Annotated in this window: 24 protein-coding genes and 1 riboswitch; of the genes, 13 read left to right on the top strand and 11 right to left on the bottom strand. The window is 73.1% G+C overall.

What is annotated here, in order from left to right; genetic code table 11:
- The first annotated feature begins 113 nt into the window (after window positions 1-113).
- Window positions 114-1,130: a Gfo/Idh/MocA family protein gene (locus OG736_RS34265; protein WP_327185833.1), complete on the top strand. Its 1,017-nt coding sequence runs from the start codon at window positions 114-116 to the stop codon at window positions 1,128-1,130.
- A gap of 60 nt (window positions 1,131-1,190) precedes the next feature.
- Here the strand turns inward: OG736_RS34265 and OG736_RS34260 are convergent, their stop codons facing one another.
- The 3 genes from OG736_RS34260 to OG736_RS34250 form a co-directional block, all read right to left on the bottom strand.
- Window positions 1,191-2,375: a cytochrome P450 family protein gene (locus OG736_RS34260; RefSeq protein WP_327185832.1), complete on the bottom strand. Its 1,185-nt coding sequence runs from the start codon at window positions 2,373-2,375 to the stop codon at window positions 1,191-1,193.
- Window positions 2,376-2,473: 98 nt separating this feature from the next.
- On the bottom strand, window positions 2,474-3,154 hold the full coding sequence (locus tag OG736_RS34255) for a response regulator (RefSeq protein ID WP_327185831.1): 681 nt from the start codon (window positions 3,152-3,154) through the stop codon (window positions 2,474-2,476).
- 84 nt (window positions 3,155-3,238) lie between these two features.
- The gene (locus OG736_RS34250) at window positions 3,239-4,510 is read right to left on the bottom strand and encodes a histidine kinase (RefSeq protein WP_327185830.1); all 1,272 of its coding nucleotides are present in this window, start codon (window positions 4,508-4,510) and stop codon (window positions 3,239-3,241) included.
- A gap of 193 nt (window positions 4,511-4,703) precedes the next feature.
- On the opposite strand from OG736_RS34250, the gene OG736_RS34245 reads away from it, so the two are divergent.
- Both OG736_RS34245 and OG736_RS34240 read left to right on the top strand, forming a co-directional pair.
- Window positions 4,704-4,904, top strand: coding sequence for a hypothetical protein (locus OG736_RS34245; RefSeq protein ID WP_327185829.1), 201 nt, complete (start codon window positions 4,704-4,706; stop codon window positions 4,902-4,904).
- A gap of 110 nt (window positions 4,905-5,014) precedes the next feature.
- Window positions 5,015-5,401 carry a guanyl-specific ribonuclease gene (locus OG736_RS34240; RefSeq protein WP_327185828.1) on the top strand — a complete coding sequence of 129 codons (387 nt, stop codon included), beginning with the start codon at window positions 5,015-5,017 and terminating at the stop codon, window positions 5,399-5,401.
- Between the two features lie 168 nt (window positions 5,402-5,569).
- Here OG736_RS34240 and OG736_RS34235 read toward each other — a convergent pair whose 3' ends face one another.
- The gene (locus OG736_RS34235; RefSeq protein WP_327185827.1) at window positions 5,570-6,391 is read right to left on the bottom strand and encodes an AIM24 family protein; all 822 of its coding nucleotides are present in this window, start codon (window positions 6,389-6,391) and stop codon (window positions 5,570-5,572) included.
- A gap of 155 nt (window positions 6,392-6,546) precedes the next feature.
- Here OG736_RS34235 and OG736_RS34230 point away from each other — a divergent pair, with 155 nt between their 5' ends.
- Complete coding sequence (locus OG736_RS34230; protein ID WP_327185826.1) at window positions 6,547-7,293, top strand: SDR family oxidoreductase; 747 nt, start codon at window positions 6,547-6,549, stop codon at window positions 7,291-7,293.
- A 166-nt stretch (window positions 7,294-7,459) separates the two neighbouring features.
- Here the strand turns inward: OG736_RS34230 and alc are convergent, their stop codons facing one another.
- Window positions 7,460-8,581 carry an allantoicase gene (gene alc / locus OG736_RS34225; protein ID WP_327187780.1) on the bottom strand — a complete coding sequence of 374 codons (1,122 nt, stop codon included), beginning with the start codon at window positions 8,579-8,581 and terminating at the stop codon, window positions 7,460-7,462.
- Between the two features lie 75 nt (window positions 8,582-8,656).
- Window positions 8,657-9,994, bottom strand: coding sequence for an allantoinase AllB (gene allB / locus OG736_RS34220; protein ID WP_327185825.1), 1,338 nt, complete (start codon window positions 9,992-9,994; stop codon window positions 8,657-8,659).
- A 267-nt stretch (window positions 9,995-10,261) separates the two neighbouring features.
- On the opposite strand from allB, the gene OG736_RS34215 reads away from it, so the two are divergent.
- Window positions 10,262-11,059 (top strand): IclR family transcriptional regulator, encoded by a 798-nt coding sequence (locus tag OG736_RS34215; RefSeq protein WP_327185824.1) that lies wholly within the window; start codon window positions 10,262-10,264, stop codon window positions 11,057-11,059.
- Between the two features lie 43 nt (window positions 11,060-11,102).
- On the opposite strand, the gene OG736_RS34210 is transcribed toward OG736_RS34215, so the two are convergent.
- Entirely contained in the window at window positions 11,103-11,417 is a 315-nt protein-coding gene (locus tag OG736_RS34210) for a DUF5955 family protein (protein ID WP_327185823.1), read from the bottom strand.
- 194 nt (window positions 11,418-11,611) lie between these two features.
- On the opposite strand from OG736_RS34210, the gene OG736_RS34205 reads away from it, so the two are divergent.
- Both OG736_RS34205 and aceB read left to right on the top strand, forming a co-directional pair.
- Window positions 11,612-12,223, top strand: a complete 612-nt coding sequence (locus OG736_RS34205) for a nucleotidyltransferase family protein (RefSeq protein WP_327185822.1) — start codon at window positions 11,612-11,614, stop codon at window positions 12,221-12,223.
- A 184-nt stretch (window positions 12,224-12,407) separates the two neighbouring features.
- On the top strand, window positions 12,408-14,042 hold the full coding sequence (gene aceB, locus OG736_RS34200; protein WP_327185821.1) for a malate synthase A: 1,635 nt from the start codon (window positions 12,408-12,410) through the stop codon (window positions 14,040-14,042).
- A 22-nt stretch (window positions 14,043-14,064) separates the two neighbouring features.
- On the opposite strand, the gene OG736_RS34195 is transcribed toward aceB, so the two are convergent.
- Together OG736_RS34195 and OG736_RS34190 are read right to left on the bottom strand one after the other, a co-directional pair.
- Window positions 14,065-14,352 (bottom strand): Rdx family protein, encoded by a 288-nt coding sequence (locus OG736_RS34195; protein WP_327185820.1) that lies wholly within the window; start codon window positions 14,350-14,352, stop codon window positions 14,065-14,067.
- Window positions 14,349-15,263 (bottom strand): HipA family kinase, encoded by a 915-nt coding sequence (locus OG736_RS34190; protein WP_327185819.1) that lies wholly within the window; start codon window positions 15,261-15,263, stop codon window positions 14,349-14,351. Before OG736_RS34190 ends, OG736_RS34195 begins: the two co-directional genes overlap by 4 nt.
- A gap of 105 nt (window positions 15,264-15,368) precedes the next feature.
- Window positions 15,369-15,569: riboswitch (cobalamin riboswitch) on the top strand.
- A gap of 68 nt (window positions 15,570-15,637) precedes the next feature.
- Here OG736_RS34190 and OG736_RS34185 point away from each other — a divergent pair.
- The 3 genes from OG736_RS34185 to OG736_RS34175 are packed head-to-tail and all read left to right on the top strand — an operon-like array spanning window position 15,638 to window position 18,581.
- Window positions 15,638-16,693 carry an ABC transporter substrate-binding protein gene (locus OG736_RS34185; RefSeq protein WP_327185818.1) on the top strand — a complete coding sequence of 352 codons (1,056 nt, stop codon included), beginning with the start codon at window positions 15,638-15,640 and terminating at the stop codon, window positions 16,691-16,693.
- On the top strand, window positions 16,690-17,766 hold the full coding sequence (locus tag OG736_RS34180) for a FecCD family ABC transporter permease (protein ID WP_327185817.1): 1,077 nt from the start codon (window positions 16,690-16,692) through the stop codon (window positions 17,764-17,766). The genes OG736_RS34185 and OG736_RS34180 overlap by 4 nt, the downstream gene beginning before the upstream one ends.
- The gene (locus OG736_RS34175; RefSeq protein WP_327185816.1) at window positions 17,763-18,581 is read left to right on the top strand and encodes an ABC transporter ATP-binding protein; all 819 of its coding nucleotides are present in this window, start codon (window positions 17,763-17,765) and stop codon (window positions 18,579-18,581) included. The genes OG736_RS34180 and OG736_RS34175 overlap by 4 nt, the downstream gene beginning before the upstream one ends.
- A 7-nt stretch (window positions 18,582-18,588) precedes the next feature.
- Here the strand turns inward: OG736_RS34175 and OG736_RS34170 are convergent, their stop codons facing one another.
- The gene (locus tag OG736_RS34170) at window positions 18,589-19,368 is read right to left on the bottom strand and encodes a cobalt-precorrin-6A reductase (protein WP_327187779.1); all 780 of its coding nucleotides are present in this window, start codon (window positions 19,366-19,368) and stop codon (window positions 18,589-18,591) included.
- A 203-nt stretch (window positions 19,369-19,571) separates the two neighbouring features.
- On the opposite strand from OG736_RS34170, the gene OG736_RS34165 reads away from it, so the two are divergent.
- From OG736_RS34165 to OG736_RS34155, 3 genes are all read left to right on the top strand, one after another.
- Complete coding sequence (locus OG736_RS34165; protein ID WP_327185815.1) at window positions 19,572-21,320, top strand: ABC transporter ATP-binding protein; 1,749 nt, start codon at window positions 19,572-19,574, stop codon at window positions 21,318-21,320.
- Between the two features lie 56 nt (window positions 21,321-21,376).
- Window positions 21,377-23,164 carry an ABC transporter ATP-binding protein gene (locus OG736_RS34160; RefSeq protein WP_442817203.1) on the top strand — a complete coding sequence of 596 codons (1,788 nt, stop codon included), beginning with the start codon at window positions 21,377-21,379 and terminating at the stop codon, window positions 23,162-23,164.
- Between the two features lie 82 nt (window positions 23,165-23,246).
- A complete protein-coding gene (locus OG736_RS34155) occupies window positions 23,247-24,317 on the top strand; it encodes an iron-siderophore ABC transporter substrate-binding protein (RefSeq protein WP_327185814.1) in 1,071 nt (356 codons plus the stop codon).
- Window positions 24,318-24,408: 91 nt separating this feature from the next.
- On the opposite strand, the gene OG736_RS34150 is transcribed toward OG736_RS34155, so the two are convergent.
- Window positions 24,409-24,612, bottom strand: coding sequence for an MbtH family protein (locus tag OG736_RS34150; protein WP_327185813.1), 204 nt, complete (start codon window positions 24,610-24,612; stop codon window positions 24,409-24,411).
- Between the last annotated feature and the right edge of the window lie 40 nt (window positions 24,613-24,652).

Raw genomic sequence — 24,652 nt, 5'->3', positions numbered from 1 at the left:
TGGTTTCGGCACGGCCCGAGCGTAGCTCCGTGACCGGTTGACGGGAAGTTGTGTAGTTCGGTTGTCCGGACATACGCATTGACAGCGCCCGGCCCGCAACGCACCTTTGTCTCATGCGCATCGGGGTCATCGGGACGGGCCGCATAGGCACCATTCATGCGAACACACTCAGCCGTCACCGCGAGGTCGGATCCCTGATCCTGACGGACGCGGACCACGCGCGGGCCCAGGAGCTCGCGCATCGGCTGGGCGAGACGGCCGCCCCAGGGGTGGACGAGATCTTCCGCTGGGGCGTGGACGCCGTGGTGATCACGACGGCCACGTCGGCCCACGCCGAACTGATCGGTCGGGCAGCACGCTCCGGGCTTCCGGTCTTCTGCGAGAAGCCGATCGCCCTGGATCTGGCGGGCACGTTAGCGGCGATCGCCGAGGTCGAGAGCGCCGGAACGATCCTTCACATGGGGTTCCAGCGCCGCTTCGACGCGGGGTACACCGGGGCCCGGGAGGCGGTGCTCTCGGGGCGGCTCGGGCGGCTGCACACCGTACGGGCGCTGACCTCCGACCAGTCCGCGCCGCCGGCCGCCTGGCTGCCGGTGTCAGGCGGGATCTACCGGGACGCGCTCCTGCACGACTTCGACTGCCTGCGCTGGGTGACCGGCCGCGAGGTGACGGAGGTGTACGCCGCCGGCTCCGACGCCGGGCCCGCGATGTTCCGCGAGGCGGGGGACGTGGACACGGCGGCCGCGGTCCTCACCCTCGACGACGGCACCCTCGCCACGGCGACGGCGACGCGGTTGAACGGGGCGGGCTACGACGTCCGCATGGAACTGGCCGGAGAGCTCGACCAGATCGTCGTGGGTCTGGACGACCGCACCCCGATCGCGTCCACCGAACCCACCGGTCCACCGGCCGCGGACAAACCGTGGACCGGGTTCCTGGAGCGGTTCGAGCCCGCCTACACGGCGGAGCTGAACGCCTTCGTGGACGTGGTGCGGGGCGAGCGGGCCAACCCCTGCGACGGCCGTGAGGCACTCGAGGCGCTCCGGATAGCCGAGGCCTGCGAGGTGTCCCGGCGAGACCGGAGGGCCGTGTGGCTCTCGGAGATCCCGGCGACCTCCGGGACGGGCTGAGCGGGGCCGGCCTCGGAAACACCGGGGCCGGCCGGCACGTGGAACGGCGCGCCCGCCGTGCTACCAGCGCACCGGGAGGCTGCGCATCCCGCGCATCAGGGGGCCGGGCAGCCAGTCGCCGGGCGGGCCGTCGAGGGCCAGGGCGGGGGTGCGGTCGAGCAGGGACCGGATCGCCGTGCGGGCTTCCAGTCGGGCCAGCGGGGCGCCCAGGCAGTAGTGGATGCCGTGCCCGAAGGCCAGGTGGCCCCGGCTGTCCCGGCGGATGTCGAAGCCGTCGGGGGCCGGATAGCGCTCCGGGTCGCGGTCGGCCGCGGTCAGGCCGATCATCACCGCCTCGCCCTGGGCGACGGAGGTGCCGGCGATCTCCAGCGGTTCGGCGGCGAACCGGTACGTGGCGTTCTCCACCGGCCCCTCGTAGCGCAGGGCCTCCTCGACGGTGCCGTCGAGGAGGGCCATGTCGGCGCGCAGGGCGGCCAGCTGGTCCGGGTGGGTCAGCAGGGCGTGGACGGCGTTGGTGATCAGGTTGACGGTGGTCTCGTGTCCGGCGACGAGCAGGACGAACGCCATGCCGCGCAGCTCGCCGGGCGAGAGCCGGTCGCCGTCCCGCGCGGTGGTGCGGATCAGGTCGTCCAGCAGATCACCGCTCGGGCCGGCGCAGCGCTTGTCCTCGATCAGCTCGGTGAGATACGTGCCGAGCCGCACGAACGCGTCGTACTCGGTCTCCGCGCCGGTGGGCGCGACGGCCTCGCTCGACAGCTCGCGGAACGCCGCGCGGTCCGCCTCGGGGACCCCGAGGAGCTCGCAGATGACCGTCAGGGGCAGGGGGTAGGCGAGCGACTCGACGAGGTCGGCGCGGCCGTGCGGCAGCATCGCGTCGAGCAGGCCGTCGGTGATCTGCCGGATCCTCGGCCGCAGTTCCTCCACGCGGCGCACGGTGAAGGCGCGGGAGACCAGCGCGCGCAGGCGCGTGTGCCGCGGCGGGTCCGCGGTCAGCAGGTGCTTGCCGATCAGCTGCTCGTCGAGGAACGTGACGCCTATCCGTTCGGAGTCCTTGGCCAGCCGGGGGTCGGCGAGCGCCGCGCGCGCCTCCTCGTGCCCCACGACGAGCCAGGTCACATGGTGCGCGTCGGGCACGGGCAGCCGCACCCGGTGCACCGGGCCACGCTCGCGCAGTCGCGCGTACACCGGATGCGGGTTCCTCCGGAAGCCGTCGCCGAACTCCCCCAGGTCGATCACCTCGGTCATGCCCCTCCCCCTCCGGTCATGACTGCAGTTCCTCCGTCATGACGGCAACGAGCGGGACGCCCGACCGGTGCCCGCCGTGCCGCCTTCTTCGCGGCCCGTCACCCGGGCCCGTCCGCTCCCTCCTCCAGGAGCCCCGCGTCATAGGCCAGCAGGGCGATCTGCACCCGGTTGTTGAGGCCGAGCTTGGCCAGGACCCGGGAGACGTGGGCCTTGACGGTGGCGACGCTCATGAACAGCTCCGCGGCGACGTCCGCGTTGGACAGTCCCCGGCCGACCGCGACGGCCACCTCGCGTTCGCGCTCGCCGAGGGCCGCGAGACGCACGCGCGCGTGCGTACGCCGGGTGTCGGCCGTGGTACCGGCCGCGTGGTCCATCAGCTGCCGGGTGACCGTGGGCGACAGGACGGGGTCACCGGCCGCCACCCGGCGCACGGCGTCGAGGATCTCGGCGGGCGGGGTGTCCTTGAGGACGAACCCGGCGGCCCCCGCGCGCAGCGCACGCAGTACCTGCTCGTCGGCGTGGAAGGTGGTGAGCACCACCACCTGCGGGGCGTCCTCGCGTCCGCGCAGCCGTTCCGTGGCGGTGAGTCCGTCCACGGACGGCATCCGGATGTCCATCAGGACCACGTCGGGGCGGGTGCGCTCCACGAGCCCCTCGACCTCGCTCCCGTCGGCGGCCTCACCGACGATCTCGATGTCGGCGGCGCCCCCCATCATGAAAGCCAGGCCGGCCCGCACGAGGGGATCGTCGTCGACGAGGAGGAGTCTGATCGCAGTCATGGACCTCACGTAATCACTTGGCGGGCGGGCGGGTTCACGGTTCGCGACGAACGGGCCGGCCGGGGCGGTCACTCCCGGCCCCCGTCAGGGCGTCGCCCGCCACGGCAGCCACGCCCGTACCTCGAATCCCGCGTCCCCCCACGTCCCGTGCGCCAGTCGACCCCCGGCCAGGGTGGCCCGTTCGGTCAGGCCGATCAGGCCCTGGCCGGAGCCGGGAACGGGCGGTACCTCGCCCACGGGGGCCGGGTTGCGCACGCTCACGTCGAGGCCCTCGCCGGGGCCGCCCGTGACGGTGACCGCCACCTCCGCGCCCGGGGCGTGCTTACGGGCGTTGGTCAGGCACTCCTGGGCGATGCGGTACGCGGTGCGGCCGACGGAGGCGGGGACGGCTCCGGCGTCGGTGACGCGCTGGTCGAGGGTGACCTTCATGCCGGCCTCGCGGGACTCGGCGACCAGGGTGTCCAGGGCGGCCAGCGTCGGCTGGGGGCGGCCGGCGTCGTCCGGTTCGGCGGCCCGCAGGACGCCGATGATCTCCCGCAGGTCCTGGAGGGCCTCGTGGGCGCTCTCGCGGATGACGCCCGCCGCCCGCGCGATCTCCTCGCGGGGCGCGTCCGGGCGGAACTCCAGCCCGCCCGCGTGCACGCTGAGCAGGGTCAGCCGGTGCGCGAGCACGTCGTGCATCTCCCGGGCGATGGCCTCGCGGGCCAGCCGCTGTGCCTGCTCGGCGCGCAGCCGGGCCTCCGTCTCGGCGCGCCGGGCGCGGTCGCGCAGGCTCAGCATCAGCTGCCGCCGGGACCGGACGAACATGCCCCAGCCGATGGCCGTGACGGTGAACAGCACGCTCCACGCCACCGAGGGCCCGTACGCCAGGGTGGGGTCAGGGCGGGCCCAGGCCAGCAGCGGGATCAGGGCCACCTGGGCACCGCCCACCCAGGCCACGTACCGGAACGGCCGGTGCACGGCGAGGGTGAAGAGGGCGACCGTGCAGGCGCCGGCCGAGGTGGTCGCCAGGAAGCCGAGGGGGACCATCGCGATCGCCAGGCCGAGGGGCCACCGGCGGCGCAGCCAGACCGCCGCGCAGGCGAGGGCGCCCAGGAGCTGGTCGGCCGCGGCGACGACCTCGGGGAGGTCCCGTTCGCCGGGGAAGGAGTCCGCGACCGTCAGGCCCACGGCCACGGCCACGAGGAAACAGAGGAAGTCGACGATCCAGTCGCGCGCGGTGCGCCGGTGCGGCCGGCCCGGGCGCCCGGCGTCCGGGGCGAGTTCCGCGACCACGGCCGACGGCAGCAGCCATCGACGCCCCGTGAGCCCGGGTGCCGCCGGTGCCGTGCTGTCGTCTGCCCTCACGGTCGACAAATCTACGCAGCGCGGGACCGCGACACCTCCCCGTGGACGCGCATCCCCTACCGAAGGCGGGGAAGGACCGACCCACGTCGCGGCGCCGCCTACTTTCGGCGCGGCCGGACCGCCGGTCCGCAGCCTTCCGTCGCACAGGTCCCGCCCGCCGGCCGATGGTCCGCGCGGGCTCCGCGGGGCGAGAGTCACGAGCATGAAGGAACTGCTGGGACTACTCGGATTTCTCGCCCTGGTGCAGGGTGTCCTGGGCCTGCTGCACGAGTTCACCCGCTGGCACGTGGGCCTCGTGCAGCGCCTCGGCTTCCTCGACGGCTACGAGGTGTACGCGAGCGTCGCGCTGATCGTGCTGGCGTTCGCCCTGTTCGCCGCCGCGGAGAGCCGGAAACCGGGCTGAGCGCAGGAGGCCGGACTCCGGTTAACGCCGTGAAAACTTCTCGGACCCGAAGGCAAATTCCCGCGCCTTGTCATTGACATGACACTGTCTACGCGCGTCATCATGAGGCCATGAGATTCCCCCCACGGATCACTCGTACCGTCACGTCGGCGGCCGTCCTGTCCGCCCTCCTCGTCGGCGGCGCCGTCTCCGCCACCACGGCCCACGCCGCCGTCGGCAGCGTCTGCTACACGAAGCTGCCCTCCCAGGCGTACGACACGCTCGACCTGATCGATGCGGGCGGGCCGTTCCCGTACTCGCAGGACGGAGCGGTGTTCCAGAACCGGGAAGGCGTCCTGCCCAGCCAGACGTCCGGCTACTACCACGAGTACACGGTGAAGACCCCGGGCTCCTCGACGCGCGGCGCGCGCCGCATCGTGACCGGGAAGAAGTCCGCCGAGGACTACTACACCGCGGACCACTACGTCACCTTCAAGCTGATCAACTACGGCTGCTGACCGACGGCACCGTTCGCCCGTCCGATCCACAGACCCTCGCCCCGCGGACCCCCCACGTCTCCATGCCGCGGGGCGAGGCACGTCCGGACGGAGCCGCCCGGCGCGGCGCGCAGGCCGCCGGTGTGCCGGCGCTGCTCCTCGGACCGGACCGGCCCCGGCGCCCGCGGCTCAGCCCGCGTTCGTCGAGAACACCCCGCCGGTCGGCCCCTGCTTGTCGCCGCCCTGGGCCTTCCTCAGGGCGTTGGCGAGACTCTCGATGGTGAGGGACTGGAGGATGACGCGGCCGCTGCCCTCCAGGGTGGCCAGGGACAGGCCCTCGCCGCCGAACACCGCGTTCATGACGCCCTGGCGGTTGAGACCGCCGACCCGCTGGACGCCGTACCGGATGCCCTCCTCGAAGGCGACCACGCAGCCGGTGTCGACCTCGATACGGCCCCCGAAGTCGGCGGGGTCGAGGTCGATGAAGTTGCCGGCCCCCGCGATGATCACCGTGCCGCGTCCGGTGAACTTCTCCAGGACGAAGCCCTCACCGCCCTTCATCCCGGTGCGGCCGCCCTGGAAGGCGATGCCGAACTCGACGGTGGACTCGGCGGCCACGAACGCGTCCTTCTCGGCGAACCACGCGCGCGTGCCGTCCAGCTCCAGGGCGCGCATCTCACCGGGGAGCACGCCCGCGAAGCCGACCGTGCCCTCTCCGCCCTGGGCGGTGAAGTACTGGAACGCCAGCGACTCGCCCGCGAGGGCACGCTGGCCGACCTGCATGGCCGTGCCCATGGCCTGGCGCAGCATGCCGCCCATGCCACCGCCGGACGAGCCGCCCTGGGGTTGCCCGCCACCCCCGCCGGACGGGCCGCCGAGACGCGTCTCCATGCTCACGTTGACCGTCTTGAACAGGAACTTTCCGGCTTCGCAGTACACGGTTTGGCCGGGGGACAGGTTGACGACCGCCATCTGCATGGCGTTGCCGACGATCTCTTGCTGAAGGGTCACATGGGGAGAACGCGGCAGGCGGAGGAAAGAGTTCCGCTCTTGCGCGGAACGCACGATCCGCACGCCCGCGCGTCCGGCACCGTCCTGTCGCCCCGGGCGGTCTCGACGTCCGTTCGCCGCCAGCGCGCGGGGGCGCCGGCCGCTGGGATGGACCCATGACAACGACCGACAGAACCCTGAACGGCAAGGTGGCCCTCGTGACCGGCGGCAGCCGCGGCATCGGAGCGGCCACCGCGCTGCGGCTCGCCCGGGAGGGCGCGGACGTGGCGGTGACCTATGTGAACGGCAAGGAGGCGGCCGAGGACGTCGTGGCGGCCGTGGAGGCACTGGGACGGCGGGCGGTGGCGCTGCGCGCGGACTCCGCGGACCCCGGGGAGGCGGCCGGGGCGGTGGACCGTGCGGCCCGGGCGCTGGGCGGCCTCGACGTGCTGGTGAACAACGCGGGCGTCGGCGTCCTCGGACCGCTGGAGGGGCTCGGGCTCTCCGACGTCGACCGGGTGCTCGCGGTGAACGTGCGCGCGGTGTTCCTGGCCTCGCAGGCGGCCGCCGGGCGGATGGCGGAGGGCGGCAGGATCATCACGATCGGCACCTGTATGACCCAGCGGGTGCCCGGCCCCGGCGGGACCCTGTACGCGATGAGCAAGTCGGCCCTGATCGGTCTGACCAAGGCCCTCGCCCGGGAGCTGGGCCCGCGCGGGATCACCGCGAACCTCGTCCACCCCGGGCCGATCGACACGGACATGAACCCGGCGGACGGCCCGTACGCGGCCGGTCAGGCGACGATGACCGCGCTGGGCCGCTTCGGCACGGCACAGGAGGTGGCCGCGACGGTCGCGCACCTGGCGGGGGCCGCGTACGTCACGGGCGCCGAGTTCGCCGTGGACGGCGGGCACGCCGCCTAGCGATCCGGATCGGCATCCGCATCCGGGTCGGAGTCCGCATCCGGGTCGGGATCGGGATCGGGATCGGGATCGGGCGAGGCTCGCGCGGGAGGGCGGCCGCCGACGCGTCGCCACCGCCGTGCACACCCCTCTCGCGCCCGGGGTGTGCACGGCGGTGGCGGTCGGCTCAGCCGCCGAGTTCCTGGTGGCGGGCCGTCAGCGCCGCCGTGCCCGCTTCCGTGAGGGAGCCGAACAGGCGCAGACGGGAGATGCCGCCGTCGGGATAGATGTCCACGCGCGCGTGCGTGCCGACCGCCGAGGACGGCAGGACGAAACGGTGGTTGGTGTCGGGCTGGAGACGGGTGCGCGGGAGGATCTCCGTCCACTCCCCGCTCTCGCCGTCCTTCACCGACACCGAGGCCCAGCCCGCGCTGTTGCCCTTCAGGTAGGCCGTGTCGATCTCCAGCGCGCGGATCCGCGCCTGGGCCGCCAGGCGGTAGCGGATCCAGTCGTGACCCCGGTCGCGGCGGCGGCGGGTCTCCCAGCCGTCGTCCATCTTGCGGGAGCGGCCGGGCTGGATGGTGTTGCTCGCCGGCGAGTAGAAGAGGTTGGAGGCGTCCTCGGCACGGCCGCCGTTCTCCAGGGCGACGACGTCGAAGGTGCCGAGCACCGCCAGCCACGCGGGATCGGGCACGACCTCCCCGTGCACGCGCAGGCGGGCGATGCCGCCGTCGGGGTGCTGGTTGACCCGCAGGTGGGTGAAGCGCTGCTCCACCGACACGGAGAAACCGTTCGCCGCGTGGCCGCCGACCGGCGTGCGCGGGACCAGCGTCGTCCACTTCACATGGTCGCCGAGGAGTTCCTCGGCGGACGGCGAGCCCGGCACCGAGGCGCCCTCGACCGACACCGCCTGCGGGTAGTTGCCGCGGAAGTGCGCCGTGTCGACGACGATGCCCCGGATCACCCCGGGCGCGCCGAGGCGGACGAGCGCCCAGTCGTGGTCCTCGTCGGTCGGCCACGGGTCGTCGGCGGAGGCACCGCGGCGGCGGCGTGTCTCCCAGCCGTCCATCACCTTGCCCTTGTGCCCGAAGTGCTCCGGGTCGAACTCGGCGGGTCCGGGCACCAGCAGGTTCTCGCGCTGGGCGAAGAACTCGTCGTTGGCGGCGACGACCGCGGCTCCGAGCTGCCGGTCGGCGAGGTTGACGAACCGGGTGAAGGGGAAGTCGGCGGTGCGGTAGTCCGCGTACGGGTCGCCGCCGCCGTAGGGGTTCGCGTCGCCGGTGAAGCTCTCTATCGCCGTCACGGTGATCAGGTCTGCCTTTCGGGAGTCGGCCGGTGCGGGTGCGGGTGACAGGGGAACGGGCAGGTCGGGCACTCCTTCGGCTCAGGGGGTGCGGGTGAGGAGCCGGCCCTTCGGCTCGGTGAACTCGCCGTCCGAGACGATGCGTTCGCCGCGCAGCCAGGTGGACTTCACGACGCCGTACAGGGTCTTCCCGGCGTACGCCGTGACACGGTTGCGGTGCTGGAGCGCCGCCGGGTCGACGGTGAAGGTCTCGTCGGGGGCGAGGACGGCGAAGTCGGCGTCGCGGCCCGCTTCGATCGCGCCCTTGTGGGAGAGGCCCACCAGGTCGGCCGTGCGTGCGGACATCCAGCGGACGACGTCCTCGAGGCCGTGGCCCCGTCGGCGGGCCTCCGTCCACACGGCCGCCAGGCTCAGCTGGAGGCCCGAGATGCCGCCCCACGCCGTCGCGAAGTCGTCGGTCTTGAGGTCGGCCGTGGACGGGGAGTGGTCGGTGACCACACAGTCGATCGTGCCGTCCGCCAGGGCCTGCCAGAGCAGATCCTGGTTGGCGGACTCGCGGATGGGCGGGCAGCACTTGAACTCGCTGGCGCCGTCGGGGACTTCCTCGGCGGTCAGGGTCAGGTAGTGCGGGCAGGTCTCGGCCGTGACGCGGACGCCCTCCGCCTTGGCGGCGGCGATCAGCGGCAGCGCGTCGCTGGAGGAGAGGTGCAGCACGTGCACGCGCGCGTGGAGGCGCTTCGCCTGCGCGACGAGGTTCGCGATGGCGGTGTCCTCGGCGTCGCGGGGACGGCTGGCCAGGAAGTCGGCGTACCGGGGGCCGCCCCGCTGCGGGGCGGCGTCGAGGTGGTGCGGGTCCTCGGCGTGCACGATCAGCAGGCCGTCGAATCCGGCGATCTCGGCGAGGGAGCGGGCGAGCCGGTCCTGGTCGAGGTGCGGGAACTCGTCCACGCCCGACGGGGAGAGGAACGCCTTGAAGCCGAAGACGCCGGCCTCGTGCAGCGGGCGCAGGTCCTTGACGTTGTCGGGCAGGGCTCCGCCCCAGAAGCCGACGTCGATGTGCGCCTTGTCGGCGGCGACCTCCCGCTTGACCCGGAGGTGGTCGACCGTGGTGGTCGGCGGGAGGGAGTTGAGGGGCATGTCGACGAGGGTGGTGATGCCGCCGGCCGCCGCCGCGCGGGTGGCGGTCCAGAAGCCCTCCCAGTGGGTGCGGCCGGGATCGTTGACGTGCACATGAGTGTCGACCAGACCGGGCAGCAGGACGTCGTCGCCGAAGTCCTCCAGCCGGGCCCCCTCCGGGACGGGGGCATCGTACGGCAGTACCGCCGTGATCCTGCCTGCCGCGACCGCGACCGCGGCGGGCCGTGACCCCTCGGGAGTGATGACGCGCGTCGAACGCAGCACCAGTTCAGCCTCGGACACCCGGGCCCCTCTCTTCCGTTCTCCTCCGGTTACGCCGGAGAAACTTCCACGTAACGGAATTCAACGTTCTGTTGAAGGAGTCTTCCCCTCCTGCCCTCGCGCCGTCAAGGGCCCACTCCCCAGAGTGCACCCACCCCCGACACTCTGGACGTTTCCACATAATGGAATTACGATTCCGGACAGCAGAATCTAACTACGCGCAAGCGAGGAGTCAACCGACCGCCGGGTAGGCTTCAGCCCTTCCGCCAGTTTCGAAAGGAACGCGCCGTGCCGACGTCCAGCGCCAGCACCACCGACTCCGCCAAGTCCGCCAGCGGCGGGGTCCAGTCCCTCGAGCGCGCCTTCGATCTCCTCGAGCGGATGGCGGACGCGGGCGGCGAGGTCGGCCTGAGCGAGCTGTCCGCGAGCAGCGGGCTGCCGCTGCCCACCATCCACCGCCTGATGCGCACCCTGGTGGTCTGCGGTTACGTCCGCCAGCAGCCCAACCGCCGCTATGCGCTGGGCCCTCGGCTGATCCGGCTCGGCGAGTCCGCCGCCCGGCTGCTGGGCACCTGGGCCCGCCCCTACCTGGCCCGCCTGGTCGAGGAGACCGGCGAGACGGCCAACATGGCGCTGCTCGACGGCGACGAGATCGTGTACGTGGCGCAGGTGCCGTCCAAGCACTCGATGCGGATGTTCACCGAGGTCGGCCGCCGGGTCCTGCCGCACTGCACGGGGGTCGGCAAGGCCCTGCTCGCGGGCTTCCCGGACGACGAGGTGCGCGCCCTGCTCGCCCGCACCGGCATGCCCGCCGCCACGGACAAGACGATCATCACCCCGGACGGTTTCCTCGCGGCCCTCGCGGACGTGCGGCAGTCCGGTTACGCGGTCGACGACAACGAGCAGGAGATCGGCGTGCGCTGCCTGGCGGTGCCGGTGCCGGACTCCCCCACGCCCGCGGCCATCTCCATCTCCGGCCCGGCGGGCCGCGTCACGGAGTCGGCCACGGAGAAGATCGTGCCGGTACTGCGCCAGGTCGCGGTGGAACTGTCACAGGCACTGACGAGCTCCGGCCCCGCGGTCTAGGGCGGGCTCTCGCCGCACCACGTCCGAGCGCGCCCGCCGGGGCTCAGCGGCGCGGTGTCTCTCCGAACAGCTCCACGGCCCGGCGCACCTCCGACAGACTCCGGGCCAGTGCGCTGACCGAGCCGATCGCACCCGCGATCAGCAGCAAGGAGCGGCGTAACCGGGGAACTTCGGGGACCCCGTGGGTCACCATCGCGGCGAGCGCGGCGAGTTCGTCCTCGGCGATCGCCCGGTCCGGGAACTCGACCGGATACGTGGCGAGTTCGCGGCGCAGCCGGGACACCGCGGTCCGCAGTTCCGCCACCCTCGGATCCTCGTCGCTGCCGGTCACTGCCCTCTGCCTCAAGCTCCGCAACACAGCTCTCCCCCCACGCGCGCTCCACTGAGCGCGCGTGCGCGCTCAGCCGCCCCGCAGCCCCGCGGTACCGGCACCGGGCACCGGAGGACGCGCGGGTCAGTAAACGCCACCCGACGCGGCGTGCGCCACTGCGCGGACCGAAATTCAGCCCCACGGAACCGCACGGCCGACGCCACGTCAGGTATGCAGGACTCATGACGCACAAGGAAGACCGGGCCGCGGACCAGGTGACCGGCCTGCTCCTCGCGGCGGGCGGCGGGCGCCGGCTCGGCGGACGCCCCAAGGCCCTGCTCGAACACCGGGGACGGCCGCTGGTCGAACACGCGGTGGAGGTGCTGCGCACGGCGGGCTGCGCGCGGGTGCATGTGGTGCTCGGGGCCGCCGCCGACACCGTACGGGAGCGGGCACGGCTCGAGGGGTGCGTGCTCGTGCCGAACCCGGCGTGGGAGCAGGGCATGGGCACATCACTGCGGGCCGGGCTCGGCTCGCTCGCCGGGACGGGGGCGCGGGCCGCGCTGGTCCTTCTCGTCGATCAGCCCGGCATCGGGCCGCAGGCCGTGACCCGGGTGCTGGCCGCGTACGAGGACGAGTCCTCGCTCGTCTGCGCCGCCTACGACGGCGCACGCGGCCACCCCGTCCTGTTCGGAGCCGACCACTGGGCGGACATCGCGGCGACTGCCACCGGCGACCGCGGGGCACGCGCCTATCTGAAGGAGCACGAGGAGGCGATCAGGCTCGTCGAGTGCGGGGACGTGGCCCGGCCCTTCGACATCGACACCCCGCAGGATCTCGCGCACCTTGAGTGAGGAGCCTGGCACTGAGCGCCACCTTGCCTCGACGCGGAGAATCTCGACATCAACAAATCATTGAAGTTCCACGATGAGGAAACTAGTATCCACTGATCAGAAGGGACCCGGCCCGTCCGGGGCCCCGCCCGCCGTACTCGGTTCGACCGGCACCCGGTGCCACCGCTGAAGGAAGTGACCGCTCATGTCCGCACCAGCGCCGTCCCCGCTGGCCATCGTCGACGCCGAGCCCCTGCCGCGGCAGGAGGAGGTCCTCACCGAGGCGGCGCTCGCCTTCGTGGCCGAGCTGCACCGCCGGTTCACCCCGCGCCGCGACGAGCTCCTCGCCCGGCGTGCGCAGCGCCGCGCCGAGATCGCCCGCACCTCCACCCTGGACTTCCTCCCGGAGACCGCGGCGATCCGCGCGGACGACTCCTGGAGGGTCGCCCCCTCCCCCGCGGCCCTGGACGACCGCAGGGTCGAGATCACCGGCCCGACCGACCGCAAGATGACCATCAACGCCCTCAACTCGGGCGCCCGGGTCTGGCTCGCGGACTTCGAGGACGCCTCCGCGCCGACCTGGGAGAACGTCGTCCTCGGTCAGATCAACCTGGCCGACGCCTACACCCGGAACATCGACTTCACCGACCCGAGGTCGGGCAAGTCGTACGCCCTGAAGGACGCGGACGAGCTCGCCACGGTCGTGATGCGCCCGCGCGGCTGGCATCTGAACGAGCGTCACCTCGTCGACGCGGACGGCCGTCAGGTCCCCGGCGCCCTGGTCGACTTCGGCCTCTACTTCTTCCACAACGCCCAGCGCCTGCTCGACCTCGGCAAGGGCCCGTACTTCTACCTGCCGAAGACGGAGTCGCACCTGGAGGCCCGCCTCTGGAACGAGGTGTTCGTCTTCGCGCAGGACCACGTCGGCATCCCGCAGGGCACCGTCCGCGCCACCGTGCTCATCGAGACGATCACGGCCGCGTACGAGATGGACGAGATCCTGTACGAACTCCGCGACCACGCCTCCGGGTTGAACGCCGGCCGCTGGGACTACCTGTTCTCCATCGTCAAGAACTTCCGTGACGGCGGAGCCAAGTTCGTCCTCCCGGACCGCAACGCGGTCACGATGACCGCCCCGTTCATGCGGGCGTACACCGAACTCCTCGTCCGCACCTGCCACAAGCGCGGCGCACACGCGATCGGCGGCATGGCGGCCTTCATCCCGTCCCGCCGCGACGAGGAGGTCAACAAGGTCGCCTTCGAGAAGGTCAAGGCGGACAAGGACCGCGAGGCGAACGACGGTTTCGACGGGTCGTGGGTGGCCCACCCGGACCTGGTGCCGATCGCCATGGCCTCCTTCGACGCCGTGCTCGGCGACCGGCCGAACCAGAAGGACCGCCTTCGCGAGGACGTCGACGTCAAGGCGGCCGACCTGATCGCCGTCGACTCGCTGGAGGCCAGGCCGACCTACCCGGGACTGGTCAACGCCGTGCAGGTCGGCATCCGTTACATCGAGGCCTGGCTGCGCGGCCTGGGCGCGGTCGCCATCTTCAACCTGATGGAGGACGCGGCCACCGCCGAGATCTCCCGCTCGCAGATCTGGCAGTGGATCAACGCGGGGGTGGAGTTCGAGCGCGACGGGACCACCGTGAAGGCCACGCCCGAGCTGGCCCGTGAGGTCGCCGCCGGGGAGCTGGCCGCGATCCGCGCGGAGATCGGCGAGGAGGCCTTCGCGGCCGGCCACTGGCAGCAGGCGCACGACCTGCTGCTGACCGTCGCCCTCGACGACGACTACGCGGACTTCCTCACCCTGCCGGCGTACGAGCAGCTCCAGGGCTGAGCACCGGCACCGGCCGGAAGGCTCACCTGTCCGAGTGGCCCAGGGACCGACCCGGGGCCACTCGGTCACGTACGAGCTTCTTCACCGCGGTCGGCTCCGGGAAGCCCTGCTCGCGGCGGTCCCAGATCACCTCGTCGTCCACCCGGACGACGAAGACCCCGCCCTTGCCGGGCTTCAGGGCGAGCTCCGTCAACTCGGCCTCGAAGGTCGTGAGCAGCTCCTGCGCCAGCCAGGCCGCGCGCGGCAGCCAGCGGCACTGGGTGCAGTACTCGATCTCGACCCGTCCGCCCGCGTCGCTCAGTTCGCTCATCCGAGGTGCACCGACCAATCCTGTTCCGCGGCCGGCTTGCCGTGCAGGTCGGGGACCCGCTTCAGCCAGTCGGGCCGTCCTTGCCGTGTCCTCGCCGCGCGCCGCGCCTCGTCGGCGGCGAGCTCCTCCGGGGCGGGGAAGTCGGTGGGCAGCCAGGCCGCCGAAGCCCGCACCCGCGCGTGGAGATAGCGCACATACGCCTCCCGGACCGCGTCCGGGGTCGCGAACCCCGCCTCGCCGGTCAGCCAGGCGTCCGGCACCTCCGCCACGATCCGGCGCAGCAGCTCCTCGGTCACCCTGGGCGCCAGCTCGGCGTCGGCCGCCCGGGTGTCCGGGGCGCAGCGGCCGAGGGCGTGGTGGCGGAAGTCGTAGCGCTTCTCGGGGTCGGCGCCGTCCCAGCGGTGGTGGAAGACGAGGGCGGCGCCGTGGTCGATGAGCCACAGCCGGGGCGGGACGATGCCGAACGTCGGCCAGACCATCAGGTTGGAGCTGTGGACCGTCCGGTCGACGTTGACGGTCAGGGCGTCCAGCCAGACGATCCTCCCGGCCTCCAGCGGCTCCACCGGAAAGGCCTCGGCGACCTCCGGCGTGAAGTCCTCCGCACCCGGCAGGAAGTCCATCCCGAGGTTGAGCCCCGCGCTCGCGGCGTGCAGCTCCCGTACCTCCTGGTGCGGTTCCCGCTCCGCGATCGCCGGGTCGAACCGGACCAGGACCAGTTCGGGAAAGCGCAGCCCGAGGGCACGGGCCAGCTCGCCCACGATCACCTCGGCGACGAGCGCCTTGCGGCCCTGCGCGGAGCCGGTGAACTTCACGACGTAGGTGCCCAGGTCGTCGGCCTCGACGACGGCGGGCACGGAGCCGCCCGCCCGCAGCGGAGCGAGGTAGCGGGTCGCTGTGACCTCGGTCAACATGACTCTCTCCCTCTGGCCTGAATGAGCATAGTAACCAGGGCCCGACAGCCGACGAGAGGGCGCGAGCCGGCGCGCGGAAAGGCCCGCGGGCGGCCTCCGCGGCTGTGGTAGCTTGCCAAGGCCAGTCGAACCCATGTGCGCACGCGAGTGTGTACGGGTCAGGGAATCCGGTGCGAATCCGGAGCTGACGCGCAGCGGTGAGGGCGACGGGCGGGGCAACGGCCACTGGACGGCGTGAGCGGTCCGGGAAGGCGCCTCGTCCGGGTGACCCCGAGTCCGAAGACCTGCTGGCACCCCCGCCGCCGTGAGACGGGCGGGGGGAGCACCGTACGACCGGGCTTCGCGCTTGAGCCCTCGACGCCGAAGGAATCCCTGTGCCGTTCGCACGTCCCGTCCGTTCTGCCCGGCCTGCCGTTCTGTTCCTGGCCGGTGTCCTGCTGCTGGCCGGCTGCGGCTCCTCCGGCCCGGCGGGTTCCTCCGGTTCGGCGGGGAAGAACGGGGCCGCCGGCCCCCCGGTCCGTCTCGACAACTGCGGGCAGCAGGTGGCGATCGACAGCCCTCCGCGGCGGGCCGTCTCCCTCAACCAGGGCACGACCGAGATCATGCTCTCCCTCGGGCTGGCCGACCGCATGGTGGGCACCGCCACCTGGACCGACCCGGTGGCGAAGGGCCTGGAGAAGGCCAACGCGAAGGTGAAGCGCCTCGCCGACAACGCCCCCTCCTTCGAGACGGTCCTGGACACCGAACCCGACTTCGTCGCCGCCTCCTTCGCCTCCACCCTCGGCAAGGGCGGGGTCGCCCCGCGCGAGCAGTTCGAGAAGCTCGGCGTGCCCACGTACCTCTCCCCCTCCGACTGTGTCGGCAAGGACAACAGCGGTGACGGCGACGGCGTCCGCACCGAGCCGCTGACCATGGACTCGGTCTACGGCGAAGTCCGCGACCTGGCCGAGGTCTTCGGCGTCCGGGAGCGCGGCGAGCGGCTCGTGGCCGGGCTGAAGAGCCGGGTGACCGGGGCCACCGCCGGCCTCGACGCCCGGGGCGTGACCCTCATGTACTGGTTCGCCAACTCCCAGTCCCCGTATCTCGCGGGCTGCTGCGGCGCACCGGGCATCGTCACCGACGCGCTCGGCGCCAAGAACGCCTTCGACGACACCGAGGAGGAGTGGCCCCAGGTCAACTGGGAGACGGTCGCCGACCGCGACCCGGACCTCCTCGTCATCGGCGACCTGACCCGTAAGCAGCAGACGGCCGAGACCGCCGCCAAGAAGATCGAGTTCCTGGAGTCGAACCCGGTCACCAGGAACATGACCGCGGTGAAGAAGAAGCGGTACGTGCTGCTGTCCGGACAGGCCATGAACCCGACCGTCAGGACCGTCGAGGGCATCGAGAAGGTGGCGGCGGCGCTGCGCAGCCACGGCCTCGCGGGATGACCGGCGCGCCGTCGGCGTCCGGGGCGTCCAGGACGTCGGCGTCCGGGGCGTCGGCCGTGGGCGGACTGCGCCGCGCGCTGCTGTGGGCGTCCGGTCTCGCGCTGCTGTGCGCCTCGGTCGCCGTGGCCATCACCATCGGCCCCGCGGACATCGCCGTCGGTGACGTGTGGTCCGCGGTCGCGGCCCATCTCGGCTGGGGACAGGCGGAGTTGACGCCGCTGCGGGACGGCATCGTGTGGAACCTGCGGCTGCCGCGCACCCTGCTCGCCGCGGTGTGCGGCGCCGGCCTCGCCGTGTGCGGGGCCGTGATGCAGTCCTTGCTGCGTAATCCGCTCGCCGACCCCTTCGTCCTCGGGGTCTCCTCCGGCGCCTCGACCGGCGCGGTGCTGGTCGTCGTCCTCGGCGCGGGCGGCGGCCTCCTGTCGGTCTCCGGTGGCGCGTTCCTCGGCGCGCTGGTCTCCTTCGCGCTGGTACTGCTGCTCAGCCACACCCTCGGCGGCACCACGGACCGGGTGGTCCTCGCCGGTGTCGCCGCCATGCAGCTGTTCTCCGCGCTCACCTCCTTCGTCGTGATGACGGCCGCCGACGCGGAGACCACCCGCGGCATCCTGTTCTGGCTGCTCGGCTCGCTCAGCGGCGCCGACTGGACGGACGTGACCGTCGGCGCGGCCGCGCTGGTCGTGGCGCTGGCGGTCTGCCTGGGTCACGCCAGGACCCTGGACGCGTTCGCGTTCGGGCAGGACGCGGCCCTCTCCCTCGGTGTCTCCGTGGCCCGCACCCGTCTGGTGCTGTTGTGCACCACGGCGCTGCTCACCGCCGCCCTGGTGAGTTCGGCCGGGGCGATCGGCTTCGTCGGCCTGGTGCTCCCGCACGCCGCACGCGTCCTCACCGGCCCCGGCCACACCCGGCTGCTGCCCGCCACCGCCCTGACCGGCGCGGTGTTCCTGGTCTGGGTCGACACCCTGGCCCGCACCGTGCTCGACCCGCAGGAGGTGCCGGTGGGCGTGGTGACCTCCCTCATCGGCGTCCCGGCGTTCGTTGCCGTCCTGTACCGCGCGAAGGGCACCCGATGACCGGCTCGGAGACGGCCGACTCGAAGACGACCGGTTCCGAGGGGCTGCGCGCCGAGCGGGTCGGCCGGGCCGCCGGCGGCACCCTGATCCTCGACGGGGTCAGCCTGACGCCACGCCCCGGCGCCGTCACCGGCCTGCTCGGCCCGAACGGCTCCGGCAAGTCCACCCTGCTGCGGCTGCTCGCCGGTGTGCTCGCCCCGGACTCCGGCGTCGTCACCCTCGACGACCGCCCGCTGGCCCGGGTGAGCCGCCGCGCCGTCGCCCGGCGCATCGCCGTCGTCGAGCAACAGGCCGACACCCAGCTCGCGTTGAGCGTCCACGACGTCGTACGCCTCGGCCGCATCCCGCACCGCCGCGCCTGGGCGGCCGCCACCGCCGCCGACGAGGAGGCCGTCCGCTCCGCGCTGGCGCGCACCGGGCTCGCCGACAAGGCCCACCGGCCCTGGCACTCCCTCTCGGGTGGCGAACGCCAACGCGTCCAGATCGCCCGCGCCCTCGCCCAGGAACCCCGCGAACTCCTCCTGGACGAGCCCACCAACCACCTCGACATCCGGCACCAGCTCGCCCTGCTGGACCTGATCACCGAACTCCGGGTCACCAGCGTCGTCGCGCTGCACGACCTCAACCTGGCCGCGATGTACTGCGACCGGCTCGTCGTCCTCAAGGAGGGGCGCGTGGTGGCCTGCGGCAGCCCGCACGACGTCCTCACCGAGGCCGTCGTCGCCGACGTCTACGGCGTCCGGGCCACCGTCACCGCCGACGGCCCCGACGGCCGCCCGCACATACGCTTCCTGGGCGCCGCACCGACTCCCTGACACGGCATCAGCGCCCGCTGCTCCCCGCCTCGTCCGGCCCTCCCCGTTCGGCGTTCCCGATCCATTCCAGGGCCTGCTCCGGCCCTGCCGCGACCCGGACGCCCGCGGGGACCGGCGGTCGGCGCACCACGACCACGGGCAGCCCCGCCGCACGGGCGGCGGTCAGTTTCGGGGCGGTGGCCGCTCCCCCGCTGTCCTTGGTCACGACGACGTCGATCCGGTGACGGCGCAGCAGTTCGCGCTCCCCGTCGAGCGTGAAGGGCCCGCGGTCGAGCAGCAGCTCCATGCGGGACGGGACCGGCTCCTCGGGTGCGTCGACGGACCGTACGAGGAACCACAGGTCGTCCAGGGCGGCGAAGGCGGCCAGCCCCATCCGCCCGGTGGTGAGGAACACCCGTCGGCCGAGCGAGGGCAGCAGCTCGGCGGCCTCCGCCAGGGAACCGGCCTCGTGCCAGACGTCGCCCGCCACCGGGACCCAGCCCGGACGGCGCAGCGCGAGCAGCGGAACACGGGCGTGGGCCGCGGCCTTCGCCGCGTTGAGGCTGATGGTCCCGGCGAAGGGGTGGGTGGCGTCGACGAGCGCGTCGACCGCCTGCTCGTCCAGCCACGCGGCGAGCCCCTCGGCCCCGCCGAAGCCGCCCACGCGTACCTCGCCGGGCGGCAGCCGGGGCGCGGCCACCCGTCCGGCCAGGGAGGTCGTCACGCGGATCCCGGGCACGGCGTCGGCCGCCAGGAGTTCGGCGAGGCGACGGGCCTCGGTGGTCCCGCCCAGGATCAGTACGTGCACGAGAGTCCGGTCCCTTCCGGAGAGCAGGGGGGCGCGGCCGGGGATGGTCACGGCGCCCACTGAAGCACACCGGTCCCGGCCCGGCCGGCCGGCGTCGTGCCCCGGGAGCGCGCCACGCGGTGCGCGGTCCGCCAGGGCATTGACTCGCCCGCCTTCACTTAGAGTAGCCTTGCCTAAGTTGACCGGTTTCCGGAGGGTGGCTGGTGAGATCAGGGGAACAGTCGGGGCGGGACGTCCTGACGCGCTCGGTCAGGGGGCAGGCGCGCCGCGTCGGTCTCGGCGCGGCGCTTGGGTGTGTGCACCAACTGGGGGAAGCCCTGGTACCGGTGCTCATCGGTGTCGTCATCGACCAGGCCGTGGCCGGGCAGGACGCCGGGCGGCTCGCCCTCTGGCTGGTCGTCCTGGCCGTGATGTACGTGGCCCTGTCGTGGAGTTTCCGGCTGGGCGCGCGGGCCGGTGAGCGCGGTGCCGAAGAGGCCGCGCACACCCTTCGCCTGGCGATCGTGCGCCGGGTGCTCGACGCCCGCGGCGGCGCCGAGGAGGGACGGCTGCCCGGCGAGCTGGCCAACGTCGCGACCGAGGACGCCAAGCGCGTCGGCGCGGTGAACATGGCGCTGATGAGCGGGATATGGGCGGCCGCCGGCATCACCGCCAGCGCCGTGTGGCTGCTGCTGACGTCCGTGCCGCTCGGGCTGATCGTGCTGCTGGGCACGCCGGTGCTGCTGTGGCTGGGGCATCTGCTGAGCAAGCCGCTGGAGCGTCGCAGCGAGGCCGAGCAGGACCGGGCCGCCCACGCCTCGGGAGTGGCCGCCGACCTGGTGGCCGGGCTTCGGGTGCTGAAGGGGCTGGGCGCTCAGCAGGCGGCCGTCGAGCGGTACCGCCGTACCAGCCGCGCCTCGCTCGCGGCCACCCTGCGCGCGGCCCGTGCCGAGTCCTGGCAGACCGGGCTCGTCCTCGCCCTGACCGGTGGGTTCATCGCGCTGATAGCGCTGGTCGGCGGTCGGCTGGCGCTCGACGGCTCGCTCACGTTGGGGCAGTTGGTGTCCGCGGTGGGTCTCGCACTGTTCCTGCTGGGGCCGTTGGAGACGTTCGCCTGGGTCAACGCCGAACTGGCGCAGGGCCGGGCCTCGGCTGCCCGGGTGGCGGAGGTCCTCGCCGCGGAACCCGCCGTGGTGGGCGGCCAGGACCCGGTGCCGGACCCGGTGCGCGGGGAACTGCGGCTGCGCGGGGTGCGGCTCGGCGGGCCGGACGGCGTCGACCTCGACCTGCCGGCCGGTCGGCTGACCGGGATCGCCGTGACGGATCCGGCGTCCGCCGAGGCCCTGTTGCGCTGCCTGGGCCGGGAGACCGACCCGGATTCGGGTTCGGTCGAACTGGACGGAGTGCCGTTGACCCGACTCGATCCGGCGGGGCTGCGGGCGGCGGTGCTGGTGGCCGCCCATGACGCCGTGCTGTTCGACGGCTCGCTGGCCGCGAACGTGACTCCGCAGGCGGATCCGCGCAGCGGCCCGGCGCACCGCGGTGAGGCGGACGGGGCGGCGGACGGCACGGCGGATCTCCGGACGGAGCACGCCATGGCCGCCGCCCACGCCGACGAGGTGGCCCGTTCCCTGCCGCACGGCGCCGCGACCGGTGTCGGCGAGGGCGGCCGGTCCCTGTCGGGCGGTCAGCGCCAGCGCGTCCTGCTGGCGCGTGCCCTGCGCGCCGGGCCGCCCGTCCTGGTCGTGCACGATCCGACGACGGCCGTGGACGCGGTGACCGAGGCACGCATCGCCGAGGGACTGCGCGAGATCCGGCGAGGCCGCACCACGGTCGTGGTGACCAACAGCCCGGCGCTGCTCGCCGTCGCCGACCGGGTGGTCCTCCTCGACGGCGGCCGGGTCGGCGCCGAAGGCACCCACGCCGAACTCGTACAGGCCGACGCGACCTACCGGACGGCGGTGCTGGCGTGACGACGGAACAGACGGAAGCCGGGCAGACGGAAGCCGCCCGGGCGGAGGCGGGACAGGTGGAGGCCGGGCAGGTGGAACCCGATCGGGCCCTGCTGCCGACGGCGAGTCCCGCTCGTACCCGGGCGGCGGTGCGTGAGTTGCTGCGGCCGCATCGGGGGCTGGCCTGGGCCGGGTTCGGGCTGATGGTGCTCGCCACCTCCGTCGGGCTGCTCACCCAGCCCCTGCTCGGTCACATCGTCGACGTGGTCACCGAGCGGCGCTCCCCCGACGCGCTCACCCTGCCCGTCCTCGCGCTGGCCGGGGTCGCCGTGGTGCAGGGCGTCACGACCGCGCTGGGCATGTCGCTGGTGTCCCGGCTCGGCGAGACCGTGCTAGCCCGGCTGCGCGAGCTGTTCGTGGAGCGTGCGCTCTCCCTGCCGCTGGGGCGGCTGGAGAAGGCGGGCTCCGGCGACCTCAACGCCCGGGTCACCCGGGACGTGTCCCGGGTCGCCGACGCGGTGCGCGGCGCCCTGCCCGAGCTGGCGCGCTCCGCGCTGTCGATCGTGCTGACCCTGGGCGCGCTCGCCCTGCTGGACTGGCGGTTCCTGCTGGCCGCGCTCGTCGCCCTGCCCGTACAGGCGCACACCGCGCGGTGGTACGTGCGCAACGCCGTGCCCCTGTACGCCAAGGAGCGCATCGCCACCGGGGCCCAGCAGCAGCAGCTGCTGGACACCATCGGCGGGGCGCGGACCGTACGGGCGTACCGGCTTCAGGCCGACCACACCCGGCGGGTCACCGACCGTTCGCGGGCCTCGGTGGAACTGACGTTGCGCGGGGTGCAGCTGGTGCTGCGCTTCTACAGCCGTCTGCACATCGCCGAGTACGCGGGCCTCAGCGCCGTCCTGGTCACCGGGTTCCTCCTGGTGCGCTCCGGCTCCGCCTCGGTCGGCACCGCCACGGCCGCCGCGCTGTACTTCCACAGCCTCTTCGGACCGGTGAACACCGCGCTCGTCCTGCTCGACGACGCCCAGTCGGCGACGGCGGGACTGGCCCGGCTGGTCGGGGTGGTGGACGAGCCTGCGCCCACGTTCGCCGAGCGCGCGGACGACCGTTCGACCGCCGCCGGCGCCCCGGCCGTGACGCTGACCGCGGTCTCCCACGCGTACGTGCCCGGCCGCCCGGTGCTGCACGGCGTCGATCTGGAGATCCGGCCCAAGGAACGGGTCGCGCTGGTCGGTACGACCGGGGCGGGCAAGACGACGCTCGCGAAGCTGGTGGCGGGGCTGCACCGGCCGGAGAGCGGACGGATCGACGTCGGCGGCGTCGAACCGGACGAGTCCGGCCGCCTGGTGGGGCTCGTCACGCAGGAGGTGCACGTCTTCGCCGGACCGCTCGCCGACGACCTGCGGCTGGCCCGCCCCGGGGCGGACGACGAGGAGCTGCGGGAGGCGCTGGCCACGGTGGGCGCCCTCGGCTGGGCCGAGGCGCTGCCGGAGGGCCTGGAGACCGTCGTCGGTGACGGCGGACACCGGCTCACCGCCGACCGGGCCCAGCAACTCGCGCTGGCCCGCCTCCTGTTGGCCGACCCGCCGGTCGTGGTCCTCGACGAGGCGACCGCCGAAGCGGGCAGCTCGGGCGCCCGCCAGCTCGACGAGGCCGCCGAGCAGGCCCTGCGGGGCCGTACGGCGCTCGTCGTGGCGCACCGGCTCAGCCAGGCCGCCACCGCCGACCGGGTGGTCGTCCTCAGCGACGGCCGGGTCGTGGAGAGCGGCACGCACGACGAACTGCTCACCGCCGACGGCGCGTACGCCACGCTGTGGCACGCCTGGTCCGGCAGCCGCTCCCCCGCCCCGGACGGCCCCTGACGAGAGCCCTGCCCGCCATCCCCCCGCCCCGGAACCGGCCACCCCCCGCCGAACGCACCGCGACGAACAGAAGGATCATCCGATGCCCCGCGCCCTCAGAGCCTCACGGCTGTCCGGCCTGCTCGCCTCCGTAGTCCTGCTCGCCGTCGCGGCGGTCGGCTGCGGCGACTCCGACTCCGGTTCCTCGTCCTCCGACGCGAAGGGGTCGGACTCCTCGTCCGCCGCCGGCGCCTTCCCCGTGACACTCGACCACAAGTACGGCACTACGACGATCGAGTCCGAGCCCAAGCGGATCGTCACCGTCGGTCTCACCGACCAGGACGCCGTCCTCGCGCTGGGCAAGGTGCCGGTCGGCACGACCGAGTGGCTCGGCGGCTACAAGGGCGCCGTCGGCCCGTGGGCCGAGGACAAGCTGGGCGGCGCGGCGGCGCCGACCGTCCTCACCGACACCGGCACCGGCCCCCAGGTGGAGAAGATCGCCGCGCTGAAGCCCGACCTCATCCTCGCCGTGTACTCGGGCCTGACCAAGGCCCAGTACGAGAGCCTGTCGAAGTTCGCGCCGGTGGTCGCCCAGCCGAAGGCGTACAACGACTACGGCGTGCCGTGGCAGCAGCAGACCGAGGAGATCGGCAAGGCGCTCGGCAAGGAGACCGAGGCCAAGACGCTCGTGTCGGGCGTCGAGGACAAGTTCGCGACGGCCAAGAAGGCCAACCCCGCCTTCGCCGGGGCCACGGCCGTCATGGCGACCCCGTACGAGGGCACGTTCGTCTACGGCAGCCAGGACACCCGCTCGCGGATCCTGTCCGGCCTCGGCTTCTCGCTGCCGAAGGACCTCGACAAGGTGATCGGGGACACGTTCGGCGCCAACATCAGCAAGGAGCGCTTCGACCTGCTCGACCAGGACGTCGCCGTGTGGATCGTGCCGGACCTCACCACGGCGGTCACCAAGCTGCACAGCGACAAGATCTACTCCGACCTGAACGTGGTGAAGCAGGGCCGTGAGGTCTTCATCCAGGAGACCGGCGACTACGGGAACGCGGTGTCGCTGTCGACCGTGCTGAGCCTCCCCTACGTCATCGACCGCCTGGTGCCGCAGCTCGCCGCGGCGGTGGACGGCAAGACCGACACCAAGGTGGAGCAGCCGGCGTCCTGACCGGTTCCACGGCAGTACGAAACGCATGACGAAACGCCTGACGAAGGGGGCGGCCCGTGCGGGCCGCCCCCTTCGTCAGGCGCCGCCGGGCTCAGGCGCCGTCGACGAGGCTCTTGGGCCGCAGGTCGGTCCAGTGGGTCTCGATGTGGTCCAGGCACTCCTGTCGGGCGGCCGGGCCGTGCGCGACGGTCCAGCCGGCCGGGACGTCCACGAAGTCCGGCCACAGGCTGTACTGGCCCTCGTCGTTGACGAGGACGGAGTAGACGCCGTCGGGGTTCTCGAACGGGTTGCTCATGTCGGGGTCCCTGTCTTTCTGGTCTGATCCGCTGCCGTTG

It is taken from the genome of Streptomyces sp. NBC_01334, assembly GCF_035983595.1.
Taxonomy (GTDB): domain Bacteria; phylum Actinomycetota; class Actinomycetes; order Streptomycetales; family Streptomycetaceae; genus Streptomyces; species Streptomyces coriariae.
Note: the sequence above shows the minus strand (reverse complement) of the source record. Positions and strands in the feature narration are given on the sequence as shown.

Excerpts from the sequence above, each read along its gene's own strand:
- OG736_RS34230 (WP_327185826.1), top strand. The coding sequence starts at position 6,547 with ATGACAACGACCGACAGAACCCTGAACGGCAAGGTGGCCCTCGTGACC.
- OG736_RS34260 (WP_327185832.1), bottom strand. The coding sequence starts at position 2,375 with ATGACCGAGGTGATCGACCTGGGGGAGTTCGGCGACGGCTTCCGGAGG.
- aceB (WP_327185821.1), top strand. The coding sequence starts at position 12,408 with ATGTCCGCACCAGCGCCGTCCCCGCTGGCCATCGTCGACGCCGAGCCC.
- OG736_RS34195 (WP_327185820.1), bottom strand. The coding sequence starts at position 14,352 with ATGAGCGAACTGAGCGACGCGGGCGGACGGGTCGAGATCGAGTACTGC.
- OG736_RS34205 (WP_327185822.1), top strand. The coding sequence starts at position 11,612 with ATGACGCACAAGGAAGACCGGGCCGCGGACCAGGTGACCGGCCTGCTC.
- OG736_RS34265 (WP_327185833.1), top strand. The coding sequence starts at position 114 with ATGCGCATCGGGGTCATCGGGACGGGCCGCATAGGCACCATTCATGCG.
- OG736_RS34155 (WP_327185814.1), top strand. The coding sequence starts at position 23,247 with ATGCCCCGCGCCCTCAGAGCCTCACGGCTGTCCGGCCTGCTCGCCTCC.
- OG736_RS34175 (WP_327185816.1), top strand. The coding sequence starts at position 17,763 with ATGACCGGCTCGGAGACGGCCGACTCGAAGACGACCGGTTCCGAGGGG.
- OG736_RS34180 (WP_327185817.1), top strand. The coding sequence starts at position 16,690 with ATGACCGGCGCGCCGTCGGCGTCCGGGGCGTCCAGGACGTCGGCGTCC.
- OG736_RS34240 (WP_327185828.1), top strand. The coding sequence starts at position 5,015 with ATGAGATTCCCCCCACGGATCACTCGTACCGTCACGTCGGCGGCCGTC.
- OG736_RS34150 (WP_327185813.1), bottom strand. The coding sequence starts at position 24,612 with ATGAGCAACCCGTTCGAGAACCCCGACGGCGTCTACTCCGTCCTCGTC.
- OG736_RS34190 (WP_327185819.1), bottom strand. The coding sequence starts at position 15,263 with ATGTTGACCGAGGTCACAGCGACCCGCTACCTCGCTCCGCTGCGGGCG.
- OG736_RS34255 (WP_327185831.1), bottom strand. The coding sequence starts at position 3,154 with ATGACTGCGATCAGACTCCTCCTCGTCGACGACGATCCCCTCGTGCGG.
- OG736_RS34245 (WP_327185829.1), top strand. The coding sequence starts at position 4,704 with ATGAAGGAACTGCTGGGACTACTCGGATTTCTCGCCCTGGTGCAGGGT.